The organism is Micromonospora sp. ATA51, from assembly GCF_016802855.1.
GTDB lineage: Bacteria > Actinomycetota > Actinomycetes > Mycobacteriales > Micromonosporaceae > Micromonospora > Micromonospora sicca.
Genome location: NZ_JAEVHJ010000141.1, coordinates 1 through 15884, shown reverse-complemented (window position 1 = coordinate 15884; position 15884 = coordinate 1). Strand labels below are relative to the sequence as shown.

Genomic DNA, 15884 nt, shown 5'->3' with positions numbered 1-15884 from the left:
GCCGGTCGCAGCACCACCAGGGTGACGCCCAGTGGTGCGGCCAGCGCGGCGAGCAGCGCCGGCCGGCCGGGTCGGGTGCCAGGGCGATCACGCCGAGCGCGGCGACAGCAGCGGCTGGGCCGCGCCGAGCACCGCGGCGGTCCCGCCGGCAGCCGGTAGGCGGCGAGGAAGAGCAGCGGGAAGAAGGCGCCGATGTTGAGCGCGCCGAGCAGGGCCGAGCGCCACCACCAGACGCCGTGCGGTCGGCGGCGGGTCAGCGCGAGCAGCAGCAGCCCGGCCGGCAGCGCCCGGAGCGCACCGGACCAGAGCGGCCGGTCGGCGGGGAGCAGCTCGGTGGTGACCAGGTAGGTGGTGCCCCAGGCGGTCGGGGCGGCGGCGGTCAGCGCGACGTCGGTCCAGCGCCGGTTCATGATCCCGTCCCTATCTTTTCGCTAAGTATCTTAGAGTTAAGCTAATGAGTGTCGAGCGAAAGGGGAAGTGCGAGGTGCGGCACAATCCGGGAGTGGCAGCAACGGACGAGGTCGACACGATCGTCGAGCAGTGGCGTCGGGAACGGGCCGGGATGCGGCCGAGCCGATGGCCGTCTTCGGCCGGATCTACCGGCTGGCCCGGCTGGTCGGCGACCGCCAGGAAAAGGTGTACGCCGGCTGGGGGATCGGCCGCGGCGAGTTCGACGTGCTCGCCGCGCTGCGCCGCTGCGGCGAGCCGTACACGCTCGCGCCGAAGGCGCTCGCCGCCGGGCTGATGCTGACCTCCGGCGGGATGACCGGCCGGCTGGACCGGTTGGAGCGGGCCGGCCTGGTCCGGCGTACGCCCGACCCGGCGGACCGGCGCGGGCTGCGGGTCACCCTCACCGACGACGGTCGGCGGGTGGTCGAGGAGTCGGCCGAGGCCGGGCTGGCCGTGCAGCGGCAGATCCTCGACGCGCTGTCGCCCGGGGACCAGGCGCGCCTCGCCGACCTGCTGCGTACGCTGCTCGCCGCCGCCGAGGCGGAGGGCTGAGCGATCGGGCCGCGCCGGCCGACGGAGGGCGGGGCTGCGCGGGCCGGCGCGCGTGGCGGAGGATGATCGTGACCGCCAGTCACCGACCGGGAGGACGACCGTGCCCGCCAGCGAACCGACCATCGTCGCCACCAGCATGGGCTTCTCCAGCCGGCGCCGCGGCCCGTACGACGCGCAGCCCGGCCCGGTCTTCGAGCTGATAGCCGAGCTGGCGCAGGCCGGTGACGCGCCCCGGATCTGCTACCTCAACCAGGCGGTCGGCGACCAGCCGACCTCGTTCACCGTCTTCTACGGGGCGTTCGCCGGCACCCGGTTCCGCCCGTCCCACCTGGCCCACTTCCCGATGCCCACCGTCGAGGACGTGCGGGCCCACCTGCTCGCCCAGGACGTCATCTGGGTGGGCGGCGGCAGCGTGGCCAACCTCTGCGCGGTCTGGCGGGTACACGGCCTCGACGAGATCCTGCACGAGTGCTGGCAGGCCGGCGTGGTGCTGGGCGGGGTCTCCGCCGGGTCGATCTGCTGGCACCTCGGCGGCGCCACCGACAGCTTCGGCCCGACCCTGCGGCCCTTCGTCGACGGGCTGGGCTGGCTGCCGTACGGCAACGGGGTGCACTACGACGCCGAGGAGCAGCGCCGGCCGCTGATGCACAAGCTGGTCGGTGACGGCACACTCCCGGTGAGCCACTGCACCGACGACGGGGTGGGGCTGGTCTACCGGGGCATCCGCCTGGCCGAGGCGGTCGCCGACCGCGAGGGCGTGGCGGCGTACGAGGTGAGCCGGGCCGAGGACGGCAGCGTCCGGGAGACCCGGATCGAGCCCCGGCTGCTCGGCTAGACCCGGTCCTCGAAGGCGGCGCAGACGGTGGCCCGCACCTGCGGGCCCTCGATCGCCCGGAGCAGCTCCCGGGCCAGCGTGACCTGGTGGTCCTCGTCCACCGTCCGGTCCATCGGGGTCAGCTCGACCCGCCACCTGAAGTAGAGGTAGTCGTCCTCGTCGCTCGCGGCCAGCCGCGGGTCGGCCCCCTCGTTGGGGTTGATCTCCAGCAGGTTGCCCCGGACGTCCACTGAGTCCCGCCGGTAGGGCACCGCGTCAGGCAGCCGAGTGCGGATCCGGTCCAGCAGCTCCGCCGATTCCAGCGGGCCGTCCACCATGATCAGGAACTGCAACGTCGTCTGCACCCTGTCACCTTGCCAGATGCCGGTCCGCTCAATCGAGCGGGAGGAACGGGCCGTTGTCGAACTTCCCGCCGCGCCGCAGCACCGAGAACTGCACCTTGTGCGGCACGTGCACGTCCATCAGTTGGCGACGCAGGCCGGTGAAGTCGGTGCCGAGGTCGAAGCTGGCGAGCTGACCGTTCTCGTTGATCCGGCGCAGCATCGTCCTGCGCAGCCGGGTGCCGGCCGGCGCGCGCGCGAGGGAACGCTCGGCCAGGTCGAAGAAGGCGTCGTCGTCGACGATCAGCGCCACGTCGATGTCCGAGTCGGTGCGGGCGCTGCCGCGTACCCGACTGCCATGCGCGACCAGGTCGCCGTCCGGCAGTCCGGCCTGCCGCTGGGTCTGCCGGGCGCCCCGGGCGAACCGGGTCCACTGCCGCTCGGTGAAGCCCTGCGGGATCCGCCGCGCAGTCCGGGCGGCGGCCGACTCGGCGGCCTCACCCGCCACCTCGTCGCCTGGTGCATCATGCTCCGGGCGGCCCGGGCGATGATGCCCCGGGCGGCCGAGGTCGCCCCGCCCGGTACGCCGTGCCGGCCGCTCATGCCGGCCCCTCCGTTCGGTGCCGAAGCACCGCGTCGAAGACCTGGGCGAGCTCGGCGGCGTCCTCCCCGGCGTGGTGGGTGTGCGGCACGTCGTACAGGCCCAGCTCGTGCTTGATCTTCCCCTTGCGGGTCTGCACCCACTCGCTGCCGGTCAGCCCCATCCAGTAGCTGCGCAGGTCCACCCCGGAGCCCGTCGCCCCGAAGGGGCTGTGGCCGACGAACCGGACGAAGTACCAGTGCACGAACATGCCGTCCCACACGGCGGGGGCGGCGAGGAAGACCGGCCGCCCGATCGTCCGCAGGCCGTTGACCCACTTCGCGGCGGCCGACATGGCCTCCTCGGCGGTCGGCGCCTCGCGGAGCAGGCGGTCCCGGTCCAGGCCGGAGACGGCCAGCGCGGCGGGCACGAAGTCGTCCGAGATGGGTCGCAGCTCGGTGTAGAAGCTGAGGTCCGGCCGGCCCGCCACGGCCATGCCCAGCGAGATCATGCTGTACGGCCCGGGGATCGGGCCGTCCGCCTCCACGTCGACCGCCACGTAAAGCTCCGGCAGTGGGGAAGTCATCCGAGCACCACCCCGATCGCCTGGTCGACGAGGATTCCGAGCACCACGTCGGTGAGCTTCTTGAAGACCGGGATCTCCAACAGCGAGGCGCCGAAGGTGGGACCCGCCGTGGCGACCGCCTGGATGATCTGAATCAGTAGGATGGTCAGCTGGACGATCACGTTGATCTTCAGGGCCAGCACGATCAGGGCGCAGACGAAGAGGGTGGCCGCCACCATCTGGGCTCCGGTGGCGCCCTTCTGGAGCACGGTGATCGCGGACCCCTCGGCCGTCCAGCGCTTCCCGAAGGCGGCCATCGCCTCGCCGGAGTTGCCGTCGAGCAGCCGCTGCGCGGTAGCCGCCCCCTCGGCCGCCGTCCGCTGCAGCGAGCCGGCCAGCTCCAGCCACATCTGGCCCAGCGCGAACAGTTGCGCCTCGTCGGACTTCGGCCAGGTGTACCCCAGCTCGTTGAGCAGCCCGGCCAGTTCGCCGGGGAGCATGATGCCCATCGCCGCCTACCAGCTCAGGTTGCTGAAGTTGGCGAGGTTGTCCTGCTCGGCCAGGTCGTACCGCTCGGCCATCACGCCGAGGCCCGCACCGAAGCCGCGCAGCCCCTCGACGACGGAGCGCAGGCACTCGCCCGCGATCTCCTCGGCCACCTGGTACGACATGCCGATCAGGCCGCCCACGTCGTCGTCGCCGAAGATGTCGCCCATCGCCGCGGTGCGGGCCTGCAACGCCTCCCACTGGGCGGCCACCTGCTCGGCGACCGCCGCCAGCTCGCTGCCACCCTGGCGGAGCGCGGGCGGGTGGACCTCGTATCCGCCGGTCACCGGCCCCCCTCCTGGATCCGCTGCACCACGTCGGTCAGCGCCTGGCTCATCGCCGACATGCTCCGCACCGACTGGTCCTGCAGCTGGCCGAGGGTCTCGCCGAGCGCGGCCGGGTCGAGCGCGGCCGGCTCCGCCCCGGCCTGCCCGGCCTGGTGGCGCAGGTCGTCCAGGGCGGCGTTGACCGCCTGGGCGACGTACTCGCCGAGCAGTTCGGCGCCCGCCCGCAGCACCCGCGGGTCCAACCGCACCGACTCGACCCGCTGGCCGACCAGCACCACCTCGACCTGGCCCTCGGCCGCCGTGCCCGCCGCCCGCAGCGGCTCGGCAGCCTCGTCCGCCCCGGACGTGGCCGCTGTTCCGTGCATCGAGGCGAGCACGAGCCGGGTCTGCTCGAACAACCGGTTGAATTCGGTCACCTGGTCCACAACGCCTCCCCGCGGGCCTACGGCACCGAAGAGGGTAGCAACGTCCCGCCACGTACCGGTGACCGTCCTTGACAGCGCGTGCGGGGGCGGTTACCGGCGGTTCGCCTACCGGACGGGACGCCGGCCGGCAGGGCCAGGTCGGGGGCCGCGTAGACTGGCCGCCCGTGAGCCTCACCATCGGGATCGTCGGCCTGCCCAACGTCGGCAAGAGCACCCTGTTCAACGCGTTGACCAAGAACGACGTGCTCGCGGCGAACTACCCGTTCGCCACCATCGAGCCGAACGTCGGCGTGGTCGGGCTGCCCGACGAGCGGCTGGGCAAGCTCGCAGAGATCTTCGCCTCGCAGAAGGTGCTGCCGGCGCCGGTGTCGTTCGTCGACATCGCCGGCCTGGTCCGGGGCGCCTCGAAGGGGCAGGGCCGGGGCAACGCGTTCCTGGCCAACATCCGCGACGCCTCGGCGATCTGCCAGGTGGTGCGCGCCTTCTCCGACCCGAACGTGGTGCACGTCGACGGCAAGGTCTCCCCGGCCGACGACATCGAGACGATCAACACGGAGCTGATCCTGGCCGACCTCCAGACCCTGGAGAAGGCGCTGCCGCGGCTGGAGAAGGAAGCCAAGCTCCGCAAGGACCGGGCCGCCGCGGTCGAGGCCGCGAAGAAGGCCGTCGACGTCCTCGACGGCGGCACCACCCTGTACGCCGGCGCGGCCGCCGCCAAGATCGAGCTGGAGCACCTGCGCGAGCTGCACCTGCTCACCATCAAGCCGTTCCTCTACGTCTTCAACGTGGACGAGGCCGAGCTGGGCAACGCCGAGTTCCTCGACGAGCTGCGGGCGCTGGTCGCTCCGGCGGAGGCGGTCTTCATGGACGCCAAGATCGAGTCGGAGCTGGTGGACCTGCCCGAGGAGGAGGCCCGCGAGTTGCTGGAGTCGATCGGCCAGTACGAGCCGGGCCTGAACCAGCTCGTCCGGGTCGGCTTCCGCACGCTCGGGCTCCAGACGTACCTCACGGCGGGGCCCAAGGAGGCGCGGGCCTGGACCGTCCCGGTCGGCGCGACCGCGCCGGAGGCCGCGGGGGTCATCCACTCCGACTTCCAGCGCGGCTTCATCAAGGCCGAGGTGGTCTCCTACGACGACCTGGTCGCGGCCGGATCGATGGCGGCGGCGAAGGCCGCCGGCAGGGTCCGGATCGAGGGCAAGGAGTACGTCATGCAGGACGGCGACGTCGTGGAGTTCCGCTTCAACGTCTAGGCGGGCCACATTCTCGCAGGTCAGGGGGCATGTCACGCCTCCCCAGTCCGCAGATAGTCCGCAGAACTGTCGCTGGTCAACGTCTCAGCCATCAGCGCCGCCGCAGCCTTGCGGGTCTTGTCCTCCGCCGTCGGCCACAAGTGGCTGTACGTCTTCAAAGTCACGGCCGGGTTCGCGTGGCCCAGCGCCCGCTGCACGGTCACCACGTCGCACCCCTGCGCGATCAACCCGGAGGCGAAGTAGTGCCGTAGGAATCTCCCCCCGGCCGGGATACCCCCCGAACGCGGCTTGACAACCACATAGGCAAACCCCGGCTCAGCGGTTGTCGCCGCTGCCACCCAGCACGCCACGGCCCTGGCGGCTGGCCAGCTTGGCCAGGTTGGCCGTCGCGATGTCGTCCAGCGAGAGATCGAGGTAGTCGGCGAGCACCGCCATGTACCAGAGCACGTCACCGAGTTCCTTGGCGATGTCGGCCCGGTCGATCCGGGACTCCTCGCTGTCGAGGTCTCGGACCCACTTCTTGAACTTCTCGGCGATCTCACCCGACTCGCCGACCAGCCCGAGCACCAGGTGGAGCAGCTCGTTCCTCTTGTCACGTGGAGCGGCAGTACGGAGGGCGCCGCGCTGATACTCGTCCAGGTCCATGGCGGACCAGTATGGCCGAAACCCGTCCCCACCGATGACACCTCCCGCTAAAGAAGCCGGGTTGCGGGTGTCGGGCGAGCTCGGGGCGGATGGCAGGCTGTCGTGGTGCTCCCGACGCTGCAAGGCGACTTCTCCTGGGTCTCCGACCTCGTTGCGAGTGACCCGGTAGCGCGCCACCGGGCGCTTGCCCGTCACCAGGCCCTGCTGGCGGCTGCGACGGACGCATTACTTCGCATGAATGACGTCCGGGCTCGAGGCGGCATACCGCCGGCCCGACCTCACCTCATCGCCGAGCTGGACCAAGCGACTGCCGACTTCCAGTGGCATCGAGAGCAGACGATCCATGGGCCCAATGGGTACAGCAGCAGCGCGAGCCAGGCCATGGTCATGGCTTCCGGTCAGTGCAGCAGCCATCGGCGCAGCTTGAGCCTTCGCTGGCGGGTAGCGGTGCGCAGTCGTCGCAGTGCTCGCCGCGCCAGGCTTCCACGCCTTCCTTGACCGCGACGCCGGCGATGACGAGCGCGGCGATCGGGTCGGCCCATGACCAACCCCACGCGGCGTTGAGGACCAGGCCGACGAGCAGCACCGCGGACAGGTAGGTGCAGAGCATGGTCTGCGTGGAGTCGGCGATGACCGTTGCCGAGCCGAGTTCGCGGCCGGTGCGCCGCTTGGCCCGCACGAGCAGCGGCATGACGAGCAGCGACGCGACGGCAAGGCCGATGCCGACGCGGCTGGCGTCGGCGTCGCCGCCGGCCAGCAGCGAGCGGACGGCGTCGAAGGTCACCCAGGCGGCCAGGGCGAAGAACGAGACGCCGATGAGCCGCGGCGCGAGCTGTTCCCTGTCCTCGGGTACGCGGGAGCGGAACTGCCAGATCAGCACGGCGGCGCTGGACACCTCGACGAACGAGTCCAGGCCGAAGCCGATCAGTGCCGTGGACGAGGCTGCCGCGCCGGCGGCGATGGCGACCAGGCCCTCTAACAGGTTGTAGCCGGCGGTGGCGTAGGCCAGCCACAGGCTGCGCCGGGACAGCACCGCCCGACGCTCCGGCGTCCGGATGGATGTGCTCACGCCGTCACCTCCGCCGGGGAGTCGGCCGGAGTGCCGTAGACCGGGCAGAGGGCGACCGCTTCGCCCGTGGCGGCCAGAAGCTGTTCCGCCGAGCGCAGCAGGTCCAACAGCTCCGGTCGCGTCAGTGCGTAGAACGACTGGCGACCCTCAGCCCGGTAGTCGATCAGCCCGCAGTCGCGCAGACACGCCAGGTGCTTCGAGACGGTCGACTGCGCCAGCCCCAACTCGCCGGTCAGGTCCACCACGCGCGCCTCCCCGGTGGCGATCCGACGCAGGATGGCCAGCCGGGTCGGATCACCGAGGGAGCGGAATAGCGCCACAGCCGGAGCTACCCCGGGAGTACAACCAATCGCCATATCGCGATGATAGCGCTCGCACCGGATGGTTCACCGGTCGGGGTCGTCCCGAGGAGTAGCCACGGACGTAGCCGTGGCGGCGGATTCGGCTGGATGGTGCCGGACGCCAGCGGACCGACCGACCCGCGCAGGACCAGGCTGACCAGGGCGTACGGCATCGGGTCTGCTGTGACCTGTTGCTACCCGGCGGCCGGCGCTGCCTCCTCCGCGCCGACCACGACGGGCCGTGCATCCGCCGCCTGGTCCGCTGACCCGGTAATCCCCGGCCGTTGTCGGGGCCCGCGATTAGCGTGAGCCCATCGACGCCGGAGGAGGTAGTGGGATGAAGGAGCGGCATTCTGCGCTCGCGCGACTCGACGTACTCGTCGGGCGGTGGACGGTGCAGCCGAAGGTCGAGGGCCTCGGCGCCGGGTGGACGGTCTTCGACTGGGTCGAGGACGGCCAGTTCCTGCGTCAGGTCACGGACGCCGAGCCGGTGCCGGACACCGCGCCGCAGGCCTGGCGGGAGAACGCCCCGTTCCCCACCACGGCGCTGATCGGCCTGGACGACTCCGCCGACGAGTTCACCATGCTGTACGCCGACGCGCGGGGCGTGCACCGGGTCTACCGGATGACGTTCGCCGACCGGGTGTGGCGGATCCGGCGGGACGCGCCCGGTTTCCACCAGCGCTTCACCGGCACCCTGAGCGCCGACGGCGACACGATCGACGGCCGCTGGGAGAAGTCCGCCGACGGCGTCGACTGGACGCTCGACTTCGAGCTGGCCTACCGCCGCTGACGCCGCCCGCCGGCCCGGTCAGTCGGCGGCGCGGGCCATGACGATCAGTTCTCCGTCGTCGTTCGCGCCCACCGGCTCCCGGCCCCATCCGCCGTGGATCCGCTCGACCGCGAAGCCGGCGGCGGCCAGGGCCGTCCGCAGTTCCGCCTCGGTCCGGAAGCGCAACGTCCCCGGGCTGCGCAGCTCGTCGCCGTCGGGCAGGAGGTAGTGGTGAACGAAGCTGACCAGGCCGGCGCGTACCTCGGTCAGCTCGGTCCAGGCGTCGACCACTGTGCCGTTCGGCAGCGTCAGGCGGCGCCGGGAGTCCCGGGGGTTCCAGCGCTCCCACCGGCGGGCCGCCGGGTCGCGGGAGTCGAAGACCAGCCGGCCGCCGGGCACCAGCGCCCGGCGCAGGTGGGCGAGCGTCCGCCGCCAGTCGTCCTCCGCGCGGATCTCCTGCGCCACGTGGCTGGTCAGCACCGCGACGTCGTACGCCGCGTCCGGCAGGACCTCGGCGGTGCCCTCGATCCAGGTGATCCGGTCGGCGCCCGGCTTGGCCCGGGCGGCGTCGAGGGACGCGCAGTGCGGGTCGACGCCGGTGACGGTGTGGCCGGCGGCGGCCAGCGCCAGGGTGAGGCGGCCCGTGCCGCAGCCGAGGTCGAGCACCCGGGCCGCCGGGGTCTGGTCGACCGCCGTGAGAAAGAAGTCGTCGTCGCGGCCCCACCGGTTCTCCGCGTCGTAGACGGCCGCGAGGCGCCGGTCCATGCAGTGGTCCACATCGGCCATGACGCGGTCGACGTCCTGCCGCCGCTGCGCGTGGAGATCCGCCATGACTGATCAGGATAGGGGTCAGGAGATGTGGTGCAGGATCACGTTGTGCACGTGGTGGCTCTTCTGCGCGCCCCGGAACTCGACCTCGTAGGTGTGCGTACCGACGTGGATGGCGATCGCGCCGGTGGAGAAGAACGACCCGCCCCACGACTTGTTGCTGACCACGCTGACGCTGGTGATCTTCGAGTACGGGATGCTGGTGATGGCGTGCCGCTTACCGACGAACGACCGGTCCTGGATGATCACCCGGCGGTCGGTCAGGCCGATGAAGCCGGTGCCCGTGCCCACCGCGTCGTAGACGGCGATGATCTGTTCGCCGTCCAGGAGCCCACTCTGGATCTGCTGGAACTGTTCCTTACGGTCGTACGTCGCGTTCACCATGCGTCCCACGGTAGGCAGGGCGCGCCAACAGCCGACGGACAGCAGAGGAGCCCCGCCGCGCATCGACGGATTCGCGGCGGGGCTCCGGAGTGACCTGGTGGGTCAGGAGCGGATGTCGGTGACCGCGCGGAAGGCGTCCTCGATGCGGGCGGCCAGCAGGACCTCGCCCTCGGTCAGCGGCTCGCCGTCGCCGTGCCGACCCGGATCTGGGTCTGGTCGGCGCGGCGGCTGATCTCGGGGCGCAGGCGCAGCGCGTCGGCCACCACCTTGACCCGTTCGGTCAGGGCCGCGTGCTGGGTGTCGTCGAGGACCATGGTCCGGCGGATCTGCTCGCCCTCGCGGGTCCACCCGGACAGCAGGGTGAGCGCGTCGCTGAGGTAGTCGTGCTTTGCTCGGCCGCTGAACAGCACACGCATCACCGCACCTCCCAGGCGTCGTTGCCGGCTTGTGGCCAAATCGCCGCCATCCCGTGTCCTCGTAGACGACCTCTAGTCTGTCGTCGCACACATGGTGTGTCCACGCCCACACTTCCGTGTTCTGTTGGCCTGACGGCCGACTCCGGTACCCAAACCGCCGATTGATCTGGCACGCTGGACGCCCGTGCGGACCGAACGGGTAAGCGGATACGGACAGCCCGACCGGCGCGAGCCGAAGGTGGTCGTCGGAGCGGCGATCATCGCCGACGGGCGGGTCCTGGCCTGCGCGCGCTCCGCGCCCCCCGAGGTCGCCGGCCGGTGGGAGTTCCCCGGCGGCAAGGTCGAGCCGGGCGAGAGCGAGACCGCCGCCCTGGTCCGGGAGTGCGTCGAGGAACTCGCCGTACGCGTGAAGATCGGCGACCGGGTCGGCCGCGACGTCCGGATGGCGCACGGTCGCTCGGTGCTCAAGGTGTACACGGCCCGGCTGCTCCACGGCGACCAACCGAAGGCGCTGGAACACTCCGAGCTGCGCTGGCTCACCGCCAGCGAACTCGACTCCGTCGCCTGGCTCCCCGCCGACGCCCCGATCGTCGCCGCCCTCCGCCCGCTGCTCGCCGCCGGCTGACCGCGGAAGCGGACACGGAGGCGAAAACGGGACGGGGGCCGGCGGCAAGTCGCCGCGGCCCCCGTCTTCGTTGTTGTCGTCGTGCTCAGTGCTTCGGCTCGTCCTGGCTCGGGTGAGCGAAGTTGAGGTGCTCGGGCGGCAGCGGGAAGGTGACGTCGTCGCCGAACGGCGACGGCGCCGCCGCCCGGTCGAAGGTCAGCTCCGTCAGCGGCAGCCTGCCGTTGGCGTCGACGGGCGCGGCGGTCGGGTGCGGCACCTGGCGGTGCCAGTTGACGCCCTTCTGCGCCTCCGCCTCATGGCGCGGGTCGTGCGAGCCGCCCGCGTGCGAGTGCACGCCGCCATGGGCGGCAGCGGAATGCGCCGCGCCGCTCTGCTGCGCGCTGGTTACGAAGGTCTGAGGCACCTGACCCCTCCGGAAGATCTTGCTACCAAGCCACACGAGGGGATCGTACCTGCGGTCGACGACCCGCTCCTTCATGGGGATGATCCCGTTGTCCGTGATCTTGATGTGCTCGGGACAGACCTCGGTGCAGCACTTGGTGATGTTGCAGAAGCCCAGACCCTGCTCGGCCTGCGCGTACTCCTTGCGGTCGGTCTTCGCGTCGAGCGGGTGCATGTCCAGCTCCGCGGCCCGGATGAAGAACCGCGGACCGGAGAACGCCTGCTTGTTCTCCTCGTGGTCGCGGATCACGTGGCAGACGTTCTGGCACAGGAAGCACTCGATGCACTTGCGGAACTCCTGCGAGCGCTCGACGTCCACCTGCTGCATCCGGTAGTCGCCCGGGGCGACGTCGGCCGGCGGCGCGAAGGCCGGGGTCTCCCGGGCCTTCTCGTAGTTGAACGAGACGTCCGTGACCAGGTCCCGGATGACGGGGAAGGTCCGCAGCGGCGTGACGGTGACCGTCTCGGTCTCCTCGAACGTCGACATCCGGGTCATACAGCTCAGCCGCGGCTTGCCGTTGATCTCCATCGAGCAGGAGCCGCACTTGCCGGCCTTGCAGTTCCACCGGCAGGCCAGGTCGGGCGCGTCGGTGGCCTGGAGCCGGTGGATGACGTCGAGGACCACCTCGCCCTCGTTCACCTCGACCGTGTAGTCCTGCAGGTCGCCGCCGGTCTCGTCGCCCCGCCAGATGCGGAACTGTCGCTTCGCGCCCGGCTTGCCGGCCGCCTGGGATTTCTGCTCACCCATTTCGTCAGCTCTCCTTCTGCGCGAGGGCGTCGAACTCGGCGAGCTCCTCGTCGGTCAGGTACTTGGACAGCTCGGCGCGGTCGAAGAGGCTGATCAGCTCGCCCCGCATCTTCGGCAGCGGCTTGTGGGTCAGCCGGACCGTGTCGCCGTCCAGCGAGCAGACCAGGTTGACCCGCCGCCACTTCGGGTCCATCGCCGGGTGGTCCTCCCGGGTGTGCCCGCCGCGCGACTCCTGCCGCTCCAGCGCCGCCTTCGCGGTGCACTCCGAGACCACCAGCATGTTGCGCAGGTCCAGCGCCAGGTGCCAGCCCGGGTTGTAGCGCCGGCCGCCGGCCGCGCTCACCTTCGCCACCCGCTCGCGCAGCTCCGCCAGCCTGCCCAACGCGTCGACCAGCTCACCCTCCCGCCGGATGATGCCGACCAGATCCCCCATCACCGCCTGGAGGTCCTGCTGGAGGGTGTACGGGCTCTCCCCGGTGTCCCGCTGCAGCGGCGCCAGCGCCGTCTCCACCGCGGTCTCCACGGCCGCGACCGGCACCTTCGGGCGCGAGGTCAACTGGTCGGCGTACGAGGCGGCGTGGCCGCCCGCCCGCTTGCCGAAGACCAGCAGGTCGGACAGCGAGTTGCCGCCGAGCCGGTTCGAGCCGTGCATGCCGCCGGAGACCTCACCGGCGGCGAAGAGCCCGCGCACGGCGCCGAACGCGGCACCGCTGTCCGGGTCCACCTCGACGCCACCCATCACGTAGTGACAGGTCGGGCCGACCTCCATCGGCTCCCTGGTGATGTCGACGTCGGCCAGCTCCTTGAACTGGTGGTACATCGACGGCAGCCGGCGGCGGATCTCCTCGGCCGGCAGCCGGGAGGCGATGTCCAGGTAGACGCCGCCGGCCGGCGTACCGCGACCGGCCTTGACCTCGCTGTTGATCGCGCGGGCGACCTCGTCGCGGGGCAGCAGCTCCGGCGGACGCCGGTTGTTGTCCGGGTCCTTGTACCAGCGGTCCGCCTCCTCCTCGTTGTCCGCGTACTGCTTGCGGAAGACGTCGGGGACGTAGTCGAACATGAACCGCTTGCCGTCGGAGTTCTTCAGCACGCCGCCGTCGCCACGCACCGACTCGGTGACCAGGATGCCCTTCACCGACACGGGCCAGACCATGCCGGTCGGGTGGAACTGGAGGAACTCCATGTTGATCAGAGTGGCCCCGGCGCGCAGGGCGAGAGCGTGACCGTCTCCCGTGTACTCCCAGGAGTTCGAGGTGACCTTGTAGGACCGGCCGACGCCGCCGGTGGCGAGGACCACCGCGGGTGCCTCGAACAGGATGAACTCGCCGGACTCCCGGTAGTAGCCGAACGCGCCGGCCACCCGCTCGCCGTCGAGCAGCAGCTCGGTGATGGTGGTCTCGGCGAAGACCTTGATCCGGGCCTCGTAGTCGCCGAGGTCGCGCTTGTCCTCCTGCTGCAGGGAGACGATCTTCTGCTGGAGGGTACGGATCAGCTCCAGGCCGGTCCGGTCACCGACGTGCGCCAGGCGGGGGTACTCGTGGCCACCGAAGTTGCGCTGCGAGATCTTCCCGTCCTTGGTGCGGTCGAAGAGCGCCCCGTACGTCTCCAGCTCCCAGATCCGCTGCGGCGACTCCTTCGCGTGCAGCTCGGCCATCCTGAAGTTGTTGAGGAACTTGCCGCCGCGCATGGTGTCGCGGAAGTGCACCTGCCAGTTGTCCCGGCTGTTCACGTTCCCCATCGCGGCCGCCGCGCCGCCCTCGGCCATCACCGTGTGGGCCTTGCCGAAGAGCGACTTGGAGATGATCGCCGTCTTCTTGCCGGCCAGTCGGGCCTCGATCGCCGCCCGCAGGCCGGCGCCGCCGGCCCCGATCACGACGACGTCGTAGTGGTGTCGTTCGATTCGCGTCTCAGTCATGTCCAGGGCCTCTAGTTGATGAACCGCAGGTCGTTGAACCAGCCGGCCCCCACCGCCATGACGTAGAAGTCGGTGAGCGCCAGGGTGCCGAGGGTGATCCAGGCGAGCTGCATGTGCCGGACGTTCAGCCAGGAGATGAACGTCCAGGCCTTGTACCGCACCGGGTGCTTGGAGAAGTGCTTGAGTCGCCCGCCGATGATGTGCCGGCAGGAGTGGCAGGAGATGGTGTACGCCCAGAGCATCACCACGTTGGCCAGCAGGATCAGGTTGCCGAAGCCGAAGCCGAAGCCCTTCGGCGAGTGGAAGGCGTAGATCGCGTCGTACGTGTTGATCAGCGAGATGATCGCGGCGGCGTAGAAGAAGTAGCGGTGCAGGTTCTGGCCGAGCAGCGGGAACCGGGTCTCCCCGCCGTACGACTCGTGCCCGTCGGGGACGGCGCAGGCCGGCGGCGACAGCCAGAACGACCGGTAGTACGCCTTGCGGTAGTAGTAGCAGGTCAACCGGAACAGCAGCAGGAACGGCAGGGTCAACGCCGCGTCCGGGATGATCCACCAGCCGGGCAGGAAGCTGCCGAAGTGCGAGGAGCCCTCGACGCACCGGTCCGTCACGCACGGGGAGTAGAACGGGGTCAGGTAGTGGTACGCGTCCACCCAGTACCACTTGTGCATGAAGACCCGGACCGTCGCGTACGCGACCCAGGCGCTGAGCCCGATGACGGTGATCAGTGGCTGGAACCACCAGCGGTCGGTCCGCAACGTCTTCGCCGCGATCGCGGCGCGTGCCCGCGCCCCCCGCGGCCTCGTTGCCGTTGATGTCATTCGAGTCGTCTCCCTGACGGGGCCCTCGCGGGCGGCGGATCAGTCGTACCGGTCAGCGGACCGGCGAGACCGCGTCCACTGCCACGTCTTGCGCACGCAGGCGACCGCACCGGCGTACCGGCGCAGCTAAGTGACACACGTTACGCCGATCTTCGCGGCCCGGCCGCGCAACGCAGTGTCCCGTGTGTCCCCCAGCTTGGAAAGAGCCGGAGCACGATCGATGTCCGGCTGTTAGGAAAGATCGTCCGGCGTGGTCAGCCCGAGGCGCCGCCGGTGAAGTTCCAGGCGGCCAGGCGCACTGGCGGCGCTTCCCACCACACGCCGTCCACCCGGTCCGGTTGCCGCACCGGCCGCCGGCCGAGGCCGAGCACCGCGCCCGGGCCGAGCGCCCGCGGGTACGACTCGGTGAAGCGGAAGTCGCGGACCGCCCGGGTCGGCACGGCGTCCTCGACCAGCCAGACCCCGTTGCGGGTCAGGCCGGTGATCACCAGGCGCTTCGGGTCGAGCACCCGGGTGTACCAGAAGTCGCTGACCAGCAGCCCCCGCTTCACCCCGGCGGCCAGCGCGGCGGTGTCCGGGTCGGCCACCGCGCCGACGTCCGCGACCGGGACGCCGGCGGCCGGCCCGCCGTCGCCATGCGTGGCGAGGAGGCGGAGGTTGTGGGGGAGCGGGCCGAACGTGGTGCTGCCCGGGCCGCCGTGACCGGTGGAACCGGTGCCCGCCTGCGCGCCGCTGCGCCGATCGTGTGCCATGGCCCGGGTGACGCCCCCGTCCACCAGGGTCAGCGCCCGCCGGGCGGTCCCCTCCGGGTCGTACGGGAGGGCCGAGCCGTGCAGCGGGTCGTCGACCAGGGTCACCGCGGGGTCGAACTGGGCGACGCCCGGCTCGGCGAAGGACTGCCGCTCCGCGTACCGCTTGCCGTTGAAGCCGTACCACGCCAGGTTCTGCAACAGGTCGGCGACGGCGCCGGTTCGAGCACCACCTCGTACCGGCCCGGCGGCAGCTCCACCGGGTCGGCGGCGGCACGCGCTTGGCGGCCGCCCGGGCGCCGAGGGCGGCGCCGTCGAGGGCG

General features: G+C 71.2%; 20 protein-coding genes and 3 pseudogenes. 5 read left to right on the top strand and 18 right to left on the bottom strand.

Going from position 1 to position 15884, the window contains the following annotated elements:
• Positions 1-410 (bottom strand): annotated as a pseudogene (locus JNW87_RS21205) (EamA family transporter); the annotation flags it as partial.
• A gap of 130 nt (positions 411-540) precedes the next feature.
• Between JNW87_RS21205 and JNW87_RS21200 the strand changes: the two are divergent.
• A complete protein-coding gene (locus tag JNW87_RS21200) occupies positions 541-1002 on the top strand; it encodes a MarR family winged helix-turn-helix transcriptional regulator (RefSeq protein ID WP_238454252.1) in 462 nt (153 codons plus the stop codon).
• A 100-nt stretch (positions 1003-1102) separates the two neighbouring features.
• Positions 1103-1837 carry a peptidase E gene (locus tag JNW87_RS21195; RefSeq protein WP_109801749.1) on the top strand — a complete coding sequence of 245 codons (735 nt, stop codon included), beginning with the start codon at positions 1103-1105 and terminating at the stop codon, positions 1835-1837.
• On the opposite strand, the gene JNW87_RS21190 is transcribed toward JNW87_RS21195, so the two are convergent.
• The 6 genes from JNW87_RS21190 to JNW87_RS21165 form a co-directional block, all read right to left on the bottom strand.
• Positions 1834-2181, bottom strand: coding sequence for a hypothetical protein (locus JNW87_RS21190; protein WP_109801750.1), 348 nt, complete (start codon positions 2179-2181; stop codon positions 1834-1836). The two genes, JNW87_RS21195 and JNW87_RS21190, sit on opposite strands and share 4 nt — an antisense overlap.
• Before the next feature lie 28 nt (positions 2182-2209).
• A complete protein-coding gene (locus JNW87_RS21185; RefSeq protein WP_238454251.1) occupies positions 2210-2665 on the bottom strand; it encodes a nucleotidyltransferase domain-containing protein in 456 nt (151 codons plus the stop codon).
• 91 nt (positions 2666-2756) lie between these two features.
• Positions 2757-3323 carry an exonuclease gene (locus tag JNW87_RS21180; RefSeq protein WP_238454250.1) on the bottom strand — a complete coding sequence of 189 codons (567 nt, stop codon included), beginning with the start codon at positions 3321-3323 and terminating at the stop codon, positions 2757-2759.
• Positions 3320-3811 carry a hypothetical protein gene (locus JNW87_RS21175; protein ID WP_109801753.1) on the bottom strand — a complete coding sequence of 164 codons (492 nt, stop codon included), beginning with the start codon at positions 3809-3811 and terminating at the stop codon, positions 3320-3322. Before JNW87_RS21175 ends, JNW87_RS21180 begins: the two co-directional genes overlap by 4 nt.
• 6 nt (positions 3812-3817) lie before the next feature.
• A complete protein-coding gene (locus JNW87_RS21170) occupies positions 3818-4135 on the bottom strand; it encodes a hypothetical protein (protein WP_109801754.1) in 318 nt (105 codons plus the stop codon).
• Positions 4132-4560: a YbaB/EbfC family nucleoid-associated protein gene (locus JNW87_RS21165; protein WP_109801755.1), complete on the bottom strand. Its 429-nt coding sequence runs from the start codon at positions 4558-4560 to the stop codon at positions 4132-4134. Before JNW87_RS21165 ends, JNW87_RS21170 begins: the two co-directional genes overlap by 4 nt.
• Before the next feature lie 164 nt (positions 4561-4724).
• Here JNW87_RS21165 and ychF point away from each other — a divergent pair, with 164 nt between their 5' ends.
• Positions 4725-5810: a redox-regulated ATPase YchF gene (gene ychF / locus JNW87_RS21160; RefSeq protein ID WP_109801756.1), complete on the top strand. Its 1086-nt coding sequence runs from the start codon at positions 4725-4727 to the stop codon at positions 5808-5810.
• A gap of 32 nt (positions 5811-5842) precedes the next feature.
• Here the strand turns inward: ychF and JNW87_RS21155 are convergent, their stop codons facing one another.
• The 4 genes from JNW87_RS21155 to JNW87_RS21140 all read right to left on the bottom strand — a co-directional run bounded on the left by JNW87_RS21155 (position 5843) and on the right by JNW87_RS21140 (position 7880).
• On the bottom strand, positions 5843-6109 hold the full coding sequence (locus JNW87_RS21155) for a tyrosine-type recombinase/integrase (protein ID WP_201749622.1): 267 nt from the start codon (positions 6107-6109) through the stop codon (positions 5843-5845).
• A gap of 16 nt (positions 6110-6125) precedes the next feature.
• Complete coding sequence (locus JNW87_RS21150) at positions 6126-6455, bottom strand: nucleoside triphosphate pyrophosphohydrolase family protein (RefSeq protein ID WP_109801757.1); 330 nt, start codon at positions 6453-6455, stop codon at positions 6126-6128.
• Between the two features lie 385 nt (positions 6456-6840).
• Complete coding sequence (locus JNW87_RS21145) at positions 6841-7524, bottom strand: cation diffusion facilitator family transporter (RefSeq protein WP_109801758.1); 684 nt, start codon at positions 7522-7524, stop codon at positions 6841-6843.
• Positions 7521-7880 carry a helix-turn-helix transcriptional regulator gene (locus tag JNW87_RS21140; protein ID WP_109801759.1) on the bottom strand — a complete coding sequence of 120 codons (360 nt, stop codon included), beginning with the start codon at positions 7878-7880 and terminating at the stop codon, positions 7521-7523. The genes JNW87_RS21145 and JNW87_RS21140 overlap by 4 nt, the downstream gene beginning before the upstream one ends.
• Positions 7881-8202: 322 nt before the next feature.
• Here JNW87_RS21140 and JNW87_RS21135 point away from each other — a divergent pair, with 322 nt between their 5' ends.
• Positions 8203-8658, top strand: a complete 456-nt coding sequence (locus JNW87_RS21135; protein ID WP_109801760.1) for a hypothetical protein — start codon at positions 8203-8205, stop codon at positions 8656-8658.
• A gap of 18 nt (positions 8659-8676) precedes the next feature.
• On the opposite strand, the gene JNW87_RS21130 is transcribed toward JNW87_RS21135, so the two are convergent.
• From JNW87_RS21130 to JNW87_RS21120, 3 genes and pseudogenes are all read right to left on the bottom strand, one after another.
• A complete protein-coding gene (locus tag JNW87_RS21130) occupies positions 8677-9468 on the bottom strand; it encodes a class I SAM-dependent methyltransferase (protein WP_236647797.1) in 792 nt (263 codons plus the stop codon).
• Between the two features lie 18 nt (positions 9469-9486).
• Positions 9487-9849: a PH domain-containing protein gene (locus tag JNW87_RS21125; protein WP_109801761.1), complete on the bottom strand. Its 363-nt coding sequence runs from the start codon at positions 9847-9849 to the stop codon at positions 9487-9489.
• A 102-nt stretch (positions 9850-9951) separates the two neighbouring features.
• Positions 9952-10356, bottom strand: a pseudogene (locus JNW87_RS21120) (4a-hydroxytetrahydrobiopterin dehydratase).
• Between the two features lie 93 nt (positions 10357-10449).
• On the opposite strand from JNW87_RS21120, the gene JNW87_RS21115 reads away from it, so the two are divergent.
• Complete coding sequence (locus JNW87_RS21115; RefSeq protein ID WP_109801763.1) at positions 10450-10890, top strand: (deoxy)nucleoside triphosphate pyrophosphohydrolase; 441 nt, start codon at positions 10450-10452, stop codon at positions 10888-10890.
• A gap of 85 nt (positions 10891-10975) precedes the next feature.
• Here the strand turns inward: JNW87_RS21115 and JNW87_RS21110 are convergent, their stop codons facing one another.
• The 4 genes and pseudogenes from JNW87_RS21110 to JNW87_RS21095 all read right to left on the bottom strand — a co-directional run.
• The gene (locus JNW87_RS21110) at positions 10976-12079 is read right to left on the bottom strand and encodes a succinate dehydrogenase/fumarate reductase iron-sulfur subunit (protein ID WP_109801764.1); all 1104 of its coding nucleotides are present in this window, start codon (positions 12077-12079) and stop codon (positions 10976-10978) included.
• 4 nt (positions 12080-12083) lie between these two features.
• A complete protein-coding gene (locus JNW87_RS21105; protein ID WP_238454249.1) occupies positions 12084-13994 on the bottom strand; it encodes a fumarate reductase/succinate dehydrogenase flavoprotein subunit in 1911 nt (636 codons plus the stop codon).
• A gap of 11 nt (positions 13995-14005) precedes the next feature.
• Positions 14006-14812 carry a hypothetical protein gene (locus JNW87_RS21100; protein ID WP_109801766.1) on the bottom strand — a complete coding sequence of 269 codons (807 nt, stop codon included), beginning with the start codon at positions 14810-14812 and terminating at the stop codon, positions 14006-14008.
• A gap of 254 nt (positions 14813-15066) precedes the next feature.
• Positions 15067-15884, bottom strand: a pseudogene (locus JNW87_RS21095) (metallopeptidase TldD-related protein); the annotation flags it as partial.